This window comes from Peribacillus sp. NPDC060253, from assembly GCF_042727425.1.
GTDB lineage: Bacteria > Bacillota > Bacilli > Bacillales > DSM-1321 > Peribacillus.
The window spans coordinates 1-16569 of record NZ_JBHXAS010000063.1 but is presented as its reverse complement, the minus strand read 5'-3'; the positions used below and the strand labels follow the sequence as shown (position 1 = coordinate 16569).

Annotated in this window: 16 protein-coding genes and 1 pseudogene; 9 read left to right on the top strand and 8 right to left on the bottom strand. The window is 38.3% G+C overall.

Going from position 1 to position 16569, the window contains the following annotated elements; translation table 11 throughout:
* Complete coding sequence (locus ACFWE9_RS16475) at window positions 1-828, top strand: dTDP-4-dehydrorhamnose reductase family protein (RefSeq protein WP_377357746.1); 828 nt, start codon at window positions 1-3, stop codon at window positions 826-828.
* Window positions 829-1677: 849 nt separating this feature from the next.
* Here the strand turns inward: ACFWE9_RS16475 and ACFWE9_RS16470 are convergent.
* The 4 genes from ACFWE9_RS16470 to ACFWE9_RS16455 form a co-directional block, all read right to left on the bottom strand.
* Window positions 1678-2592: an NAD-dependent epimerase/dehydratase family protein gene (locus ACFWE9_RS16470; protein ID WP_230155621.1), complete on the bottom strand. Its 915-nt coding sequence runs from the start codon at window positions 2590-2592 to the stop codon at window positions 1678-1680.
* Between the two features lie 131 nt (window positions 2593-2723).
* On the bottom strand, window positions 2724-3953 hold the full coding sequence (locus tag ACFWE9_RS16465; RefSeq protein ID WP_230155622.1) for a glycosyltransferase family 4 protein: 1230 nt from the start codon (window positions 3951-3953) through the stop codon (window positions 2724-2726).
* 293 nt (window positions 3954-4246) lie between these two features.
* Window positions 4247-4687 carry a hypothetical protein gene (locus ACFWE9_RS16460; RefSeq protein ID WP_377357743.1) on the bottom strand — a complete coding sequence of 147 codons (441 nt, stop codon included), beginning with the start codon at window positions 4685-4687 and terminating at the stop codon, window positions 4247-4249.
* A gap of 310 nt (window positions 4688-4997) precedes the next feature.
* Window positions 4998-6623, bottom strand: coding sequence for a peptidase G2 autoproteolytic cleavage domain-containing protein (locus tag ACFWE9_RS16455; RefSeq protein ID WP_230155624.1), 1626 nt, complete (start codon window positions 6621-6623; stop codon window positions 4998-5000).
* Window positions 6624-7338: 715 nt separating this feature from the next.
* Between ACFWE9_RS16455 and ACFWE9_RS16450 the strand changes: the two genes are divergently transcribed.
* The 3 genes from ACFWE9_RS16450 to ACFWE9_RS16440 all read left to right on the top strand — a co-directional run bounded on the left by ACFWE9_RS16450 (window position 7339) and on the right by ACFWE9_RS16440 (window position 9778).
* Entirely contained in the window at window positions 7339-8241 is a 903-nt protein-coding gene (locus ACFWE9_RS16450) for an NAD-dependent epimerase/dehydratase family protein (RefSeq protein WP_230155626.1), read from the top strand.
* A gap of 65 nt (window positions 8242-8306) precedes the next feature.
* On the top strand, window positions 8307-9020 hold the full coding sequence (locus ACFWE9_RS16445) for a glycosyltransferase family 2 protein (protein WP_230155629.1): 714 nt from the start codon (window positions 8307-8309) through the stop codon (window positions 9018-9020).
* A 38-nt stretch (window positions 9021-9058) separates the two neighbouring features.
* On the top strand, window positions 9059-9778 hold the full coding sequence (locus tag ACFWE9_RS16440; protein ID WP_230155632.1) for a sulfotransferase family 2 domain-containing protein: 720 nt from the start codon (window positions 9059-9061) through the stop codon (window positions 9776-9778).
* Between the two features lie 69 nt (window positions 9779-9847).
* Here ACFWE9_RS16440 and ACFWE9_RS16435 read toward each other — a convergent pair whose 3' ends face one another.
* Window positions 9848-10927, bottom strand: coding sequence for a glycosyltransferase family 4 protein (locus tag ACFWE9_RS16435; RefSeq protein WP_230155634.1), 1080 nt, complete (start codon window positions 10925-10927; stop codon window positions 9848-9850).
* Between the two features lie 228 nt (window positions 10928-11155).
* Here ACFWE9_RS16435 and ACFWE9_RS16430 point away from each other — a divergent pair, with 228 nt between their 5' ends.
* The 5 genes and pseudogenes from ACFWE9_RS16430 to ACFWE9_RS16410 form a co-directional block, all read left to right on the top strand.
* A complete protein-coding gene (locus ACFWE9_RS16430; RefSeq protein WP_230155639.1) occupies window positions 11156-11872 on the top strand; it encodes a glycosyltransferase family 2 protein in 717 nt (238 codons plus the stop codon).
* Between the two features lie 293 nt (window positions 11873-12165).
* Window positions 12166-13026 (top strand): sulfite exporter TauE/SafE family protein, encoded by an 861-nt coding sequence (locus ACFWE9_RS16425; protein WP_230155641.1) that lies wholly within the window; start codon window positions 12166-12168, stop codon window positions 13024-13026.
* 12 nt (window positions 13027-13038) lie between these two features.
* Window positions 13039-13635, top strand: coding sequence for an adenylyl-sulfate kinase (cysC, locus tag ACFWE9_RS16420; protein WP_230155643.1), 597 nt, complete (start codon window positions 13039-13041; stop codon window positions 13633-13635).
* 68 nt (window positions 13636-13703) lie between these two features.
* A complete protein-coding gene (sat, locus tag ACFWE9_RS16415; protein WP_230155645.1) occupies window positions 13704-14882 on the top strand; it encodes a sulfate adenylyltransferase in 1179 nt (392 codons plus the stop codon).
* Window positions 14883-15130: 248 nt separating this feature from the next.
* Window positions 15131-15232 (top strand): annotated as a pseudogene (locus ACFWE9_RS16410) (NAD(P)-dependent alcohol dehydrogenase); the annotation flags it as partial.
* Between the two features lie 211 nt (window positions 15233-15443).
* Here the strand turns inward: ACFWE9_RS16410 and ACFWE9_RS16405 are convergent.
* Genes ACFWE9_RS16405 through ACFWE9_RS16395 form a run of 3 tightly spaced genes read right to left on the bottom strand, consistent with a single transcriptional unit; the run spans window position 15444 to window position 16504 of the window.
* On the bottom strand, window positions 15444-15725 hold the full coding sequence (locus tag ACFWE9_RS16405) for a hypothetical protein (RefSeq protein ID WP_230155647.1): 282 nt from the start codon (window positions 15723-15725) through the stop codon (window positions 15444-15446).
* A 10-nt stretch (window positions 15726-15735) separates the two neighbouring features.
* A complete protein-coding gene (locus ACFWE9_RS16400) occupies window positions 15736-16125 on the bottom strand; it encodes an SHOCT-like domain-containing protein (RefSeq protein ID WP_230155649.1) in 390 nt (129 codons plus the stop codon).
* 13 nt (window positions 16126-16138) lie between these two features.
* Window positions 16139-16504, bottom strand: a complete 366-nt coding sequence (locus tag ACFWE9_RS16395) for a DUF2089 domain-containing protein (protein WP_018393054.1) — start codon at window positions 16502-16504, stop codon at window positions 16139-16141.
* Window positions 16505-16569 lie beyond the last annotated feature (65 nt).

The following is a 16569-nucleotide window of genomic DNA, read 5'->3' as shown; positions in this document are numbered from 1 at the left end:
ATGAAGGTACTAGTCCTTGGTGGACAAGGGATGGCAGGCCATGTAATAAAGGACTATTTCACAGGGGACCCCAAGTATCAGGTTAGCTATACATCAAGGGATCGGAATGATAAAAAGGGTTTATATTTGGATGTAACCGATTTAACGGGTCTTGAGGAAATTATGGACAAAGTAAAACCCGACATTACGATAAATTGTATCGGCATTTTAAATAATCATGCAAATGATAATACGAAACTCGCTTTTCAGGTAAACAGTGTTTTTCCCCATCAGCTTGTTAAATTGACAGAACGCAATAATGGAAAATTGATCCATATCAGTACAGATTGTGTATTTTCAGGTAATAAAGGAGATTATACCGAGGATGATATTCCTGACAGTTCGACCATTTATGGTCAATCCAAACATTTGGGGGAAATTATTAGTGAAAAACATTTGACAATACGCACCTCCATAATTGGCCCGGAGCTAAAAGAAGATGGAATTGGTTTATTCCTTTGGTTCATGAAGCAAAAAGGAAAAATAAAAGGATACGAAAAAGTTCTATGGAATGGTGTAACGACTCTCGAGCTTGCTAGGGCGCTGGACACGATGATCCAGATGAATATTACCGGATTATATCATCTTGGTTCAGATGAAAAAATATCAAAAGCGGCCCTATTAAAATTGATACAGCAAACCTTTAAGAAAACGGATGTGGAAATCATTCCAGATTCAAATATAGTTCTGGATCGATCCATAAAAAATACAAGAAACGATTTTGAATACAAAATGCCTACTTACGAAAAAATGTTAGTGGAATTAAGAGATTGGATGAAAAAGCAGTAAGAAAATAGAAGAATTCGCTAAATGAATCATGATGAAAGCGATTTGTATGGAGTCTGGAAGAACAAAACCACCTAAGTTTTTGATGGGGTAGGCAAACCAAAACATTGAAGACTAAAAAACGAAATATATTTATTTTTCTTGTAATGTAAAGATCTCTTCGTGTAAGAAACTTCCTTTCGCATAGAAGTATTCAGTCAAGAAAAGTTACATCCAAAGAAATGTGAAAGGCTAGTTACCTTCCGAGGAGTCTTTTTCCTGAATGAACAACTAGTATTAATGGTCAATTACTTTGAGGGGCCATTAGTATATTACATATTAAGTTCCATATTGAAAAAGAAAAAATAGTAGCATCATTTTTGGCTTTCACTTCATAGAATCTTTGGCAAGAGGAGATTGTAAACTAGTAAACTGTCAAGAGGGTTGTAAGCGTTATTATATTTAGCGGGCTGCCTTATGATTGATGGGGTAACTCACTTGGAAGGAATGATAAATAGACAATTAAACTTGTCCAAACTTAGGGGCATCATCGTTTAATGAAGCCGTTTTAAAAGCGTTCAATACTGCTAATAATCTCCCGAAACAAAGGTATTCGGGAGATTATTAGGATAAAAACACAGCTTCTTTTTTTATCCGGTTTTATTTATGAACTGTTCTTGCCGTATAAAGTGTAAAGTCAGAAACGATACACTTTTATTCAATGAATAATTAACTTAACTCCAGATAAAAAGTCTCTTCATTCACTCCACAGATCAGTAAATGGATAAATCGAAAATGTAAAGTTTGGGATTAAATATCCTGAAAATTGGTGGTCTTAGTGAGGGCGGACATATATGCGGATTATCGATTGAACTATTTTTTAGTTGAGAAAGAATACGTTTCGGATAAACCTTGGAAAATATCGGTCTTAGGATACCAATTCAGCGATTGCTGTGCTTTCCTGTTATCAAGGCAGCTGTGTTTAATATCTCCTGTTCTTGCGGCAGAATGAACCGTATCCACCTTGGAGCCATGAATTTGTGTTAGCATTTTCAATAGGTGATTTACAGATGTTTTCTGTGCAGTGCTGACCTGGATTGTTTCTTGGTTTCCTCGATTCACTGAAGCGATATTTGCATGTATGATATCTTTCACATATATGAAATCACGGGTTTGTTCACCATCACCGTGAATGCTTAGAGGCATCCCTTTTTTGAGTTTTTCTAAAAAGACTGCAACGACTCCGCCTTCGCCTTTTGCTGTTTGTCTAGGCCCATAAACGTTTCCATAACGGAGAATCGTATACGGAAGCCCATATAGCTGATGAAATAAACGGATATATGATTCGGCAGTTAACTTTGATAAACCATAATAAGAAATGGGTCCTGTCAAGTCATCTTCGGAAATCAGGTCTTTTTGTAAATCACCATAAACACCGGAGGTAGAAGAAAAGATCAGCTTACTTACAGAGGAATCATGACATGCCTTGAGAATGTTTATTGTTCCGTTGATATTTACATCTGCATCATATTGGGGTTCGAGAATGGAGCGGCTCACATCCGCTTGTGCAGCCAAATGGAAAACAACATCAGGCTTTTCCTTAACCATGATTTGTCCAGCTGCCTCGCTGCATATATCTTCAGTATGGATGATGGCATTGGGATGTACATAGTCCAAGTGTCCAGATATCATGTTATCCAATACATGTACCTCGGCACCATTTGAGATAAGTTCTTCAACGAGATGGGAACCTATGAACCCAGCCCCTCCAGTCACGATAGCCTTCATACATCATACTCCTTTTATATGTTTTTATTATTGTATGTTATATGAATAATAATGGTTTAAGCAGTTACCTAGCATTCTCTAAAAAGAGGAGGAAGATAGAAGCTGACAACATGGAAAGTGGCAGCATCATATTAGTTACTTCTTTTTTTGGAAAGGGCACTTTCATATACACCTAGCACTTTTTGAACGGCTTTATCAGGGGACCAATGATCAATACCCCATTTTTTGGCGTTAATTCCAAGGTTTTTCATGTATGATTCATGCTCCAATAAGTAATTAATATGGGTGGTTAACATTTGTTCATCCCCGGCAGGTGATAATACACCTGTAACTCCATGTTCAATGATTTCAGGAACTCCTCCCACATCACTGGCAATGACAGCCTTTCCAGTAATTTGTGCTTCTATTACTGATAAGGGCTGATTTTCCATCAAGGTTGGCAGAACGAAAATATCCGAAATGGACAATAAATAGGGAATATCATCCCGTCTCCCCAAAAAGATCACGTCAGTTTCCAGCCCCATGGCCTTGCTTTTACTTTTCAATTCCTTTTCCTGGGGACCGTCCCCAACTATCCAACAAACCCAATCATTTCTGGTTTCCTTTAATTGCATAAGTGCGCCTATTAAATGATGCACTCCTTTAAACTCATTCAATCGACCTGTATAAATAATCACTTTCTTATCGGCTGGGCGTTGAATATCGGATTTTTCGTCCACTCGCTTCAGGAAGGATTCGATATCATATCCATAATGAAAAACACTTAGTTGTTCTTTCGGAACTTTAAATTCTTCTGTTAAAATATTTCTCATCCATTCATTGGCTACAATCGTATGATCAGCTGAAGTCGCGCCATCATATTCAAATTGATTAAAATAATAACGCCCTTTTTTTGCGATGCTTTTTTTTTGCGTTTTGGAGTTGTAATACGCGTTCTTAAGCTCGTGGGCAACACAACCATGAAGGGTGGCGACTAGAGCAGTCTTTTCGGATCTTATTCTGTTAATGCAGACGGTGGAAAAAATATCTTGGGTATGAATGACATCATATTGTTCCAAACCTATATGTTTGGCTCCTAGCTGGAAAAAGTTACATCGTGTTTCATAATAGTGAATCACTGGGTCTCCATGAGTGGGGGAATTATGTTGCTCCATCAATATGGAGATTTCCTCTGGCAGCAGTGCATCCCTATATATCCTTCGATTTTCGTTAATGATGTGAACATATTCATGGTCCTCGCCAAAGCCGAGGAAATCGACCTCATGACCTAGAGTTTCAAGCTTTTCTTTTAATTGCTGCATATAGTTCCAAACCCCACCTACATGTGGCGTTACCCAAAAGGTGGCAAGCAGAATTTTCATTAAGATATCTCCCATCTGTTAGTACTTAGTAATTATCATTTCAAATTCGTTTTTATATAAGTATTCAGGAGATAAACTTGTGTTATAGACGGGTGTCTTCCTATTCCAATATTCCTGCAAAGCAAAGACCTGAAAATAGTTTTTATTTTTGTTTTTCAAGTGATGAGGATTATATGTATATTTTCAAGTGGAAAAATAAACAGTGAGCACTTGTTGAATATGGTTATGCTCACTGCTTAATTATTAAATTATTTGGTGAATATTTTGGCTTGATATCCTATTAGCGTACGTAATTAGTCGGAGTATGCAGCCGCGTTAAAACTTTCAGGGCCTGTACGAGTTGGTACAATTGGTATCCCGCCAGGTATACTAATAAACGCTTGATAAATCAAAGAACCTGGGTTAGGTGGTCTATAGTCAGCACCGGTAACAGTGATTATATTTCTAGAAGCAACTAATAAGGCGCCAGCAGCTGGTGCTGTTTCTATAGCTGAATAAACAAGGACACGTCCTGGTCCTACGCCTCTGTAAATTTGGATGGTGACGGGGACTAATACAGCAGCTAAAGAGCTAAGGGAAACAGTTGCGGTGAATTGAACACGAAGGTTAGGTCCAGCACCTGATGTGTTTAGGCCTAGTGTTGCAAAAAGCGCGGGAGTAGAGGAAACTGGAATGGAGATCTGACCACTACCACTTATATTTTGCGAAATCTGAGCGTCTAAAAATTTTCCCATAATTAACACCTCTTTTCTAAAGGGATACATCCAGTTTATTAATGTTTTATGTTTTTGGTGTGGACAAGTTATCCATTTATTTTTAAATGATTAATTTTTTTTCAATCAAATTAATACATAGACTTGTATTTTATAAATCTCCAGGGCATTGTAATCATCCCATATTCACTCCAAATCCTGATAAGCAGTATGCATATCAAACGATAAAGGGGATTTCACCAAAAATACGAAATCTGCCCGGCAGAATGAGAGTAAATGTATACGAGTAGTTTCTATGGTGCTTATTAGTAAAACAATAAAAACCAGATTCTCATGAGTTTAATAGCTTTTGTTTTTCTATTAGAAATTCTTCCTCAGTAAGGTAACCTTGTTCTTTTAATTCGGCTAACGTTTTATAATCCTCAACTTTATTGGAATTATTTACTGGGACAGAAGTAAACAATACCAATATTTGATTTGTACCTGTGCGTTCAAGCACCCGATATCCTTGTCTTGCTTTTGTTGCTATTCCTTCACCATTTGGCATACAGTAGCCATTAACTTCGCAACTGCCATCATCTCTAACAAACAGTTTTCCTAAAAGTCCTATGGCTATCCATTCAGGTCTGCTACTGCGAGGTTTGTATTCGATGGTGGCATCCCAATCAGGGTTTAATACCGGCTTCAGTTCTGCCCGTTTCGGCACGACTACATTGCCGCCAGCGTCTAATACAGAAGGAAGTATGGTTTCTTCATACAAAATTTCACCCCACTCTGTAGTCAAGTACTTGTGTTTCCATCGAAGCTCTCCACTATCAGCTAAGAAGGCAGGTTTTGCGCTTGAAATTCCCAATATAAAATCATCTTGGCCATTTGCTATAAGCACTTTATTTCCTGACAAGGTGACGAAGTATCCGAAATCGATAGGATTCCCATCTGCAGTTTCGAACATTTCCGCATAATCTGCCGCAGGGGTGGTGACGGTTCCGTCAATTTTCACATTACCATTGCTTAAAATTTTGGCAGCCAAGCCCGGCGTTGAGGTATTTATGCCATTTGCCAGATACCAAGAATACGGCAGCTCGTTTGCTGCACCAAATTGCCCCATGACATGAACACCTTCCAAAAAGTTAGCATTAGTCGATTGTCCTTCTGTGTGGGAGAAGAAACCAGAAGCAACCGAGTTTACTCCTTCTGCGTGTGAGGTGAAACCGCTTGCTATGTTAAGAGCACCTTCAGCATGAGAGTTTTGTCCGAGCGCTTGAGTTTGATTTCCTTCAGCGTGAGAAAGGTCACCTGAAGCGATGGTGCGTTGACCCTCCGCATGCGCAAAAATACCGCTGGCCAACGTCAAATTTCCTTCAGCGTGTGAGGCCCTTCCGTTAGCAGCAGTCTGATCTCCTTCGGCATGCGAAGATTCACCTTGAGCTCTAGTGGCTTGTCCCTCCGCATGAGAGACTAGCCCACTTGCGATTGTGTTTTCTCCCTCTGCATGGGATGCAATACCCGAGGCAGTCGTTACATTTCCCTCTGAGTGGGCATATAAGTTCAAGGCGCTTGTGTTTGATCCCTCCGCATGGGAAGCATAACCGGAGGCTAAGGTTGAGCTACCTTCTGCATGGGCCGTATTTGCACTTGCACTCGAAAAATATCCCTCCGCGTGGGAGGCCACACCTCCCGCCACCGTAGTGGAACCTTCCGCGTGGGAAGAACTTCCATTAGCATTGGTCATATATCCCTCCGCGTGGGAAGCCAGCCCTGTGGCTGATGTGTTAGCTCCTTCTGCATGGGCCACACCAGCTGTCGTTTCGGTCTGATACCCTTCTGTATGAGATGCGTCTCCACCCGCAATTGTACTATTTCCTTCGGCATGGGAAGCCGCCCCGTTGGCTATTGTATTGATACCTTCAGATTCTGAACAAAATCCAATTGGATTTTGATTACATCCATTCGCCATTATTTTATCTCTCCTTAGTTATAAGATTTATCAATGCCTCGTTAAGTGCACCAACATTTAACGTTTAAATTATTGTGGCGTTGCCTTCTCATTACTGTAATATGGTGAAAATAATCCAATTAATGTATTTTTTTGTTACTTACCTGTGATATCTAAATGTTCAAGAATGATAATTTTATAGAAGAGGTAGAAAGAAATGTTTTCGTTAATTATTGTCAAAACAGGAACATACATGAACTGCAAATCGATATTATTACCTTTTGCATTGTGGCTTCTTTTTTCCGGAAGGCAACAGAAAGAAGCCTGTTATTATCGTATGCATCAACAACATATCGATATGGACTAACCATTCATTTACCGTGACTTTACATTTTGAATAATGGTTGGGCACCCTGTCTCTCAAAGTGATACGTTTGAAGCGTGGCAAATAACATATAACGATATTCAATAATTAATAAATCATAGCGAGATTGCCCTTTTGTTATTAGAAGGAGAGTGTAGCCCATAGCAACAGAGGAGTGGGTGCATATTGTAATTAAGAGACTCTGTTTGTGATGAACCAACAATTAATAAAAATTATTAAATATTCGAAGGCGTTGAAACTGCAGAAAGATGATTTGTGAGTATTAAGGAGAGTTATAAAAGTTGAGGTAATTTTTACCTTGAGTTGATTTAAAACGAGTACTAACATCAATAACGATTGGATGAGAAATCAATGAATCAACGAAGTAAATTAATCATCACTGGGGCTAGTGGGTTTACGGGCCAGCATGCATGCGAACACTTTCTAAAATCAGGATATGATATTACCGCCGTTTCAAGAAAAAAGTTGAATACCGATGATGGGATTCAGGTGGAATTCTGTGATCTTACGAATAGCAAAGAGGTTTACAAGCTTGTCAAAAGGACCAAACCTCAATACCTTCTTCATTTAGCAGGCCAAAACCATGTTGGGGAATCATGGATGGACCCCATATCGTCACTGGAGGCAAATTCCATGTCCACCGCATACCTACTCGATGCCATTCGTAAAGAAAGTCCAACCTGTAAAATCGTGATAGTCGGCTCAGCTCTTCAAATTGATCTAAATTCCATCTCCTCAATTCCCCATCCTTATAGTTTAAGTAAAACAATTCAAGTACTTATAGCACAATCATGGAAGGTTTTATATAACATGGACATCACCATTGCCAAACCATCCAATCTAATCGGACCGGGATTATCCAATGGAGTTTGTTCCATTTTTGCACAAAAAATTATCGATATGGAAATAAAAGGAACGGAAAAGGTCCTTGAAGTCGATAATCCGAATGTTCAACGTGATTTTCTGGACGTTAGAGATGCAGTGAGAGCTTATGACCTTCTTTTGAAAAGGGGGAAGCCTGGCGAAACGTATGATGTTGCTTCTGGCAATAATCGAACCCTGGAAGAAATCATTGAAGGATTTAGGACAATAACGACAGATGAAATAAAGGTAAATTCACAACGAAATGATTTAATTGAAAATAGTAGGGCCATTTTGCCGATTAAGCTAATGAATTTAGGGTGGAAGCCAAGTATCCCACTTGAATCATCTTTAATGGACATCCTTGCCTTTCATCGAGGATTAAAGGAATAGTGACTAAAACAAATGAATGTAGTTGGATGAATACTTTTTATAAAATGTTTTTTAGGAGGTAGACGATGGAGCCGAAAGTATCAATCATTATTCCCTTTTATAATTGTTCCTATATAGATCAAGCCATTCAAAGTGCGCTAGATCAAACCTATAAGAATATAGAGGTAATTGTTGTTGATGACGGATCAACAACTTTCACTGGAAAAATCGAGCCGTTCTTGGAGAAGATCCGTTACTTAAAAAAAGAGAACGGAGGAACTGCTACGGCATTGAATCACGGGATACAGGCTGCTACAGGAGAATATGTCGCTTGGTTAAGCTCGGATGATTATTTTCTTCCTGAAAAGGTGTCACTGCAAATTTCGTTTATGCACGAACATAATGCAAAGGTGAGTTTTACGAATTTTGATAGTATAAACAAAAATGATGAAGTCATTCTTTCTTGGACCGGTGAGCGCTTTTCCGATATTGAAAACGGAGTGTACCATGCTTTTTTACTTCGTAATGCCGTGAATGGCTGTACTGTCGTTTTGAAGAAAGATGTATTCGATGCGGTTGGTTACTTCAATCCGTATCATCGTTATACACATGATTATGAAATGTGGCTTCGCTTATTGGTAAATGGCTTTAAAATGTATTATTTAGATGAAGTCTTAACAAAATTCAGGATACATGAAGAATCGGGTACAAGCAGGTTCCAACCTGAAATGTTAGAAGATATCCTCACGATTGAAACCCATTACCGACCACTTCTTAAAAAAAATCTGGAGAATTTATAAAGCACGCTTTTTATGACATGAAATGGAGGGAATCATCTATGTCCGAAGATCATCTGGATATTTTTATGCATGTTCCCAAAACAGGGGGAACAACCTTAAGTGCAATCTTTAGAAAACAATATCAAGTTCATGAAATATTCGATCATGATTCGTACGAATCCCAGATTAAAAAAGTTGATCAATTAGGGGCAGAGGAAAAGAGAAAAATCAAAGCTGTAGCGGGTCATTACTATTATGGAATTCATCAGCATTTTTCAAAACCCTCTAATTACTTTACGATGTTACGTGATCCAGTGGACCGTGTCATATCCTTATATTTCTTTCTACAAAACCAGCCAGGATATGAGAGAGTTAGGGACATGACTCTAGAGGAATTTGTGTTAAAGGATCCTGAAGCCCAAAATTTACAAACCAGGTTAGTATGCGGTAATGCTGAGGAGCCTGATATTGAAATAGCGAAAGAAAACCTAAAGACATTTTCCGTGGTTGGAGTCACCGAATTGTTCAATGAAACACTTTTTTGCCTAAAAAAGGAATATGCTTGGGGAGATATTCATTATACTAGAAAAAATATAACTAAAAATCGTTTGGCAAAAGATGAAGTGCCATCAGAATTAATAAATTTGATTAAAACATATAACGCATGGGATATAGAACTTTATGATTTGGCTAAACAACTTCTTAATGATAAACTTCAATCACTTACAGAAGATGAACAAAATCAATTGAAAAAGTTCAACCTGGAACAAAGCACATAAAATAGTTCCATAGTTGGACTGTTCCCTTTAAAAAGACAGCCGGAATGCGAAAATTCCGGCTGTTTCTTGTTATTCAGAGTGTATTCCTAAGGATTCAAGCATATTGATGAAATTTCGAGCATACAAATCAGGACTAAAATTAGTCTTTACATGCTCGAGGGCATTCGATCGGATACTTTCCCTTAAGTTCTGGTTATTCATTAATTCCTTTGCCTCTTTGACGGCATTATCGAGGTTTCCTAACGTGTAAAACTTTCCAGTTTGATTATGAATGATTGAGCTCCTTACACCATCGGAATCCGTCGTCAGCACAGGGCATCTACAACTCATCGCTTCTAGGAGTGCGTAAGGGGCTCCTTCCACTTTAGAAGTGGAACATAAAAAGCCTCCGGAATCGCCAATTATGGAAAAATAATCTGCCATTTGGGAATTTGGAACATTGGAGTGTAAAGTGAGCTTTGTGCTTAAACGTAATCGGTCTATTAATTTATTAAATTTCATTCTCTCTTCAGGGTCACTTAACGTGGGATCCTCGAACATAAGTAATTGTATTTTGGGATTATGATTGTTAATGAGTTGATAACCTATTTTGAGGAATTCACTCCAATTTTTGTTGTCCTCGATTCTTCCTATCCAGGCAACTTTTCTAAAGCCATCTAATGGTAATGGTTTGTAAGAGAAGTTATTTGTATCAAAACAATTATTAAAACTGAATGTTGGGAACGAAGGGTAAAGTTCATCTAATAATTGCATGATGTGCGGAGTTTTTGGGTTAAGAAATCCATCAGCATGGGCATTGACATGTCGGATGGCATTAGTAAATACCTCTCTGGCAACATTTTTCGGCCCGTATCCCTGAATTTCTATAATCATTTTTCCTTTATAACCTAGAGACCTGAATCTTGGTAGTGCTTGGAAATCTGAAACGACAACGATAGCGGAATAATCTCCATCTTCTAATATTTTTTTGATTTCAGCATCATCGTTCGTTATAAATGTTGGCGCACAGTGGTCATTCAAGAAACTTCTTCTATTATCATAATAAAGAAAATGTGCATGGATATCATGTTCTTTTAGAGCTTTAAATCGTTGTCGATTTAATGTTTCAACTCCACCACTTGGAACATAAAAAACAAATAATATATTCATTTTTCCCCTCCTTTTTGAATGGGTGTGACAAAAAGCCTTGTAATATACGTATGATTCTCTTTTAGGATTTATAGCCAATTTGGGGAATGACCCAAAAGGGAATAGAACATATCTTATATAGTGTGCCGTAAATATGAAGAATGAAAATGAATCATCACTATTTATACGCATTGTTAGACAAGAAGTGCATGGAAAGAAAGCGTAAATACTTGAAAGGGCGGTTCAAATATGTCAAAAGTATCAATTGTTGTTCCATTCTATAATTGTCCATACATTGATAAAGCATTGGAGAGTTTAATCAACCAAACCTACAAGAATATTGAAATTATCGTAGTCGACGATGGCTCTACATTATATGCAGAAAAAATCGAACCGTATCTAGATGAAATTTTGTACATCAAAAAGGAAAATGGGGGAACGGCCAGTGCATTAAATACCGGCATCAAAAATGCAACAGGTGACTATTTATGTTGGCTTAGTTCGGATGACATCTTTTACCCTGAAAAAACGGAAGTCCAGTTGGACGTAATGAAAAGGAATATTGCCCAATTTAGTTATACTAGCTATTATTGCATAAATGAAAATGGAGAAATCATTACTCCGATTATAGGGATCGATCCACCTAATCAACTTGAACTTATTAAAGCAATGATTAGAGGAAATATAATTAATGGCTGCTCGGTCATGATTCAGCGGAAGGTATTTGATCTCATCGGAGTTTTTGATGAAAAGCTTCTGTACACACACGATTATGATTTATGGCTGCGAGTCATGCAGAATTTCAAATTATGCTTTGTGCCTCAACCTCTATTACTTTATAGAATTCATACACAAATGGGCTCTATAAGGCATGAAGGCAGCGTCAAAATGGAAAATAGGCTTGTGATTAATCGACATCATGCCAAAATGAAACAATTATTGGTAAATGAACTTAGGAAACAGTAGATGATTTGATGGAAAGCGAGGGTCCTTGTTATTTAACAGGGACCTTTTTTAGTTGACTGAAGGGTTGTTTTTCTTCAGTAGACCCAGGAAGTGGGTAATTGAATTTTCCAACTCCATATATGAGTCTATAACATCCAAAGCGTTCTTTGCATATCTTATAGAAATCATACAAATACCATATCTATAGGGGATTGTCACCAACCAATTTGAAAAAGCATTTGTTAGGACATTCGGATAATCGACGTCGGACGAGCATCAAGTGTCTGACAAAAACGACAAGCTAGGAGGAGAAAATGAGAAAGCTCATTATATTCGCGTTTATCGGATTTCTGGCTCAACTGATCGATGGTTCATTAGGTATGGCATATGGGGTAACATCAACATCGATGTTGCTGACATTCGGAATCGCCCCAGCAGTGGCCTCTGCATCCGTTCATCTGGCAGAAGTTGTGACAACGGCGGCATCTGGCATTTCTCATTTGAAGTTCGGGAATGTCGATCGCCAAGCACTTTTTAAATTAATCATCCCTGGATCTATAGGGGCATTTGCAGGAGCGTGTTTTTTAAGTAATTTACCGGGTGATTTGATAAAGCCATATATTTCACTATTTTTGCTGATCCTTGGGGTGTATGTCCTTTTTCGCTTTTTAATGACGACTAAGACGAAAAGGGAAAAGAAATCAATTAATCTTTCAAGGAAGAAATCAATAATATTGGGATTAATAGCGGGTTTCTCAGATGCAACCGGTGGGGGAGGATGGGGTCCCATCACAACTCCAGTCCTATTATCACAAAAAGGTGTTCCTGTCAGAAAAGTGGTTGGGACAGTTGATACAAGTGAGTTTGCTATAGCCATTTCCGCCACCTTAGGGTTTCTCCTTGCATTAGGTTGGCAGGAGGTGAACTGGTTTTGGGTAATCTCCCTGATGGTGGGTGGAATTATCGCTGCTCCCATTGCGGCTTGGATCGTTACGAAATTGCCATCCTATTTATTGGGTGTCCTTGTAGGGGGTTTTATCATTTTGACGAATGCTAGAACGTTGATTATCACATCGACCATTCAAGATTTTTGGGCCCCCATAATTTATATGCTGATATTGATCGGGTGGGCTGTTTCTTTAATCTTTGTCATCCGGAACAACAAAAGCGAATAAAGGGGAGATAGTGTGAGTCAGCAAGAGAATATTCATCAACATTCATTTTCTATTACAAAAGAACTTAGGCAAACTCTGCATGGACATAAAAGCTATATTCTTTGGTTTACAGGCTTATCTGGGTCAGGCAAGTCTACCATTGCGAATATGGTTGAGAGTAGACTTCATGATAAGGGAATCTCGACATATATTTTAGATGGAGATAATTTACGCAATGGCTTAAATGAAGACCTTGGTTTCACCTCGGATGACCGTAAAGAGAATATAAGGCGAATTGGGGAAGTCTCCAAGATTTTTGTTGATGGCGGAATTGTCGTATTGGCCACTTTCATCTCGCCTTATGCCAGTGACAGGGAGAAAGTCAGGAAAAAGGTACAAAAGGATGAATTTATTGAGGTTTATGTAAAGTGTCCCATTGAAGCCTGCGAAAAACGAGATCCAAAAGGATTGTACAAGAAAGCTAGAATAGGGGAAATCACCCACTTCACAGGCGTTTCCGCTCCTTATGAAGAACCGGAAAATCCGGAGATACTTATAGAAACCAGTCAATATACCATTGAAGAATGTGTGCATCAGGTCATGAACTATTTAAAGGATAATGGCCTTTAAATAGTTCATGACCGAATTTGAAAAGGAGAATATAAAACAAACCAAATCTAATGATTGAGGGGTTATAAATGAAGGTTCAAAGAACCAGTATCGATCCACATGGCGGGAAACTGATTCAACGTGAATTATCAGGAAATGACCGTGAACAATATTTGGAAAAGTGTAAATCCTTATCGTCCCTGACCATCTCGAAATGGAATGTTTCCGATCTGGAAATGATTTCAAACGGGGGGTTCAGCCCACTTGTAGGATTCATGGGTAAAGAGGACTACCGAGGCGTCATCAAAGATATGCATCTGGCAAATGGCTTACCATGGACGATACCGATCACTCTGCCTGTCACGAAGGAAGAGGCAAGTCGGCTGAACATTGGGGATGAAGTAGCTTTATACAGTGATGACGGGGAACTTATTGGTATCATTCAGGTTGAAGAAACTTTTGAATACGATAAACGGGTGGAAGCCGAACTTGTTTATAAAACAGTCGATCCCAATCATCCTGGGGTTAAAAAGCTGTTTGGACAAGGGGATATATATGTTGCTGGCCCAATATATGTAATAAATAGGTCATCACATGAGCCATTCGATGAATTTCATATGACTCCTTCCGAAACGAGAAAGAAGTTCACGGATTTAGGGTGGAATACAGTTGTCGGATTTCAAACGAGGAACCCTGTACATCGGGCTCATGAATACTTGCAAAAAACAGCATTGGAAACCGTTGATGGACTATTATTACATCCTCTTGTCGGCGAAACGAAAAAAGATGATATACCTGCGGATGTTCGGATGGAAAGCTATCAAGCCTTATTAAAAGCCTACTACCCGTTGGATAGGGTCTTACTGGCCATATACCCAGCGGCAATGCGCTATGCAGGGCCAAGGGAAGCAGTATTTCATGCAATTGTCCGAAAGAATTATGGGTGCACCCATTTTATCGTCGGGCGAGATCATGCGGGTGTAGGCGATTATTATGGCACATATGATGCCCAAGAAATCTTTAGCCAGTTTGATCCACTGAAAATAGTCATAAAACCACTGTTCTTTGAACATAGCTTTTACTGCAAAAAGTGTTTGAACATGGCTTCCATGAAAACATGCCCCCATAAAGATGAAGATAGGTTTATATTAAGTGGGACCAAAGTCAGGGAAATGCTCCGGAGTGGCCTTATTCCTCCCCTTGAGTTTACGCGTCCTGAAGTGGCGGAGGTTCTGATTAGAGGCATGAAGTCAAATGAAGGCGAGTAAGCTATTGTAAAACGTTTAAAGCGATTATTCAAAAGTTGATCGTTTCTTGGATAAGATCCGGAACCATGCAATGAAAGTGCAAAACATAACATTCAAGGATTCCTGTTAACGTCATTCCTATTAAAAAGGGCGGACACTTTCATTGCAATGGCCAGAATTGTTTATTCTTCATTAACTGACGGAGCAGGTTCATTTAAGAACAATTATAGAAGATTCGTAGATATTACGTGACGAATTGAGGAGGATTAATGAAAGCAATCGTGTACACAAAGTACGGTCCCCCCGGTGTTCTTCAAGTGAATGAAATGGAAAAACCTATTCCCAAGGAAAATGAAATTTTTAAACGGCTTTATTGTTATATTTTTTTAGTATAGTGAGGTATCTTACATCAAAAATTAAACAAGCATAACCCCGTCCTAATTTTAGAACGGGGTTATGCTTGTTTGAGCTTTTAAAATTAAATAACTTTATTGTCTTTTTACAATTTTCTCGGTATTGTAAACGAGAAATTAGGCTTTTTCTTCAAAATGCCAGTTAATGGTCGGTGTATTCTATAATAAATTATAGTCTAACCTTAACCTCAGTACCGTCCTTAGCTTTGACATCTACTAGCACGATCCCCTTATAATTTTTCAGTTCCTTGACGATAGGCTTTAGCGTTTTTTTGTCTATTAGTGGAAAGGTAAAGTCCAGTTTTTTTCTTTCGAAGTGCTCTTTTGTCCATTTGTTTGCATTTTGTTGAAAAAATTTTGAAGACAAAATTGAAATAACAAGGTTTAAAATAGTATATGGAATTGGGATGGTAAACCGAACGTCTTTTGCTTTCACTTTTACATGCATCATAAGCAAATCACTAATCAATGATGACCGAAACGGTATCCCCGTTTGCCGATTTAATATCAACAATTTGGCCATCTAATTCGTTTTCGATTGCTTCAATAATAAGGCTTATGTCTATATCTTTAACGTATTTTTCCGATTGAGGAATACTCGCTGCGATGCTTTGTCCAGCCATTAATACCGCCTTGACAAGTTTTATAGGCAAATTGACCGTGACGTTATCATTTTCGGCTGATACAACACGAATTTTTAATGTTTTATCTAAATATTTAGTCGGTTTTTCAAACAGCTTATTACCTGTTTCTTCTTTCTCTTTTAATACTTGAATCAGTTCTGAGCCCTTATCTGCATCAATCTTCCCTTCTTGAACCATTGTTAACACTCTTTTAATTTCCTCTTTCATGATAAATTCCTCCCTATTCCTCTTTTAAGAGCTTAATGGCTTCTTCAGGTGTGATTTCGCCATTTTCCAACATGGTGACAACTTTTTTCTCGTCTACTTCATTTTTCTTCTTCTGCACATATCCAAGGGATGAAATGATGTCTGTTAGCTTGCCTCGAACCGTTGGATACGAAATCCCCAGTTCTTTTTCAACTTCTTTGATATTCCCTCTGCATGTTAAAAATACTTCCACAAAATGAAGTTGATCCTTTGATAAGGATGCCAGCTTAGATAATTCAAACTCATTTTCAATCGTAGTGTGACAATGAGAGCACTGCAACTTTGTAATTTTCAATGTTTTACTGCAGACAGGACAATTTGTAATTACTTTATAAGCCATAATGAAATCATTCCCTTTTAGTTGATTCGAATTCGATTATATAACAAGTAATCAAAAATATAAAT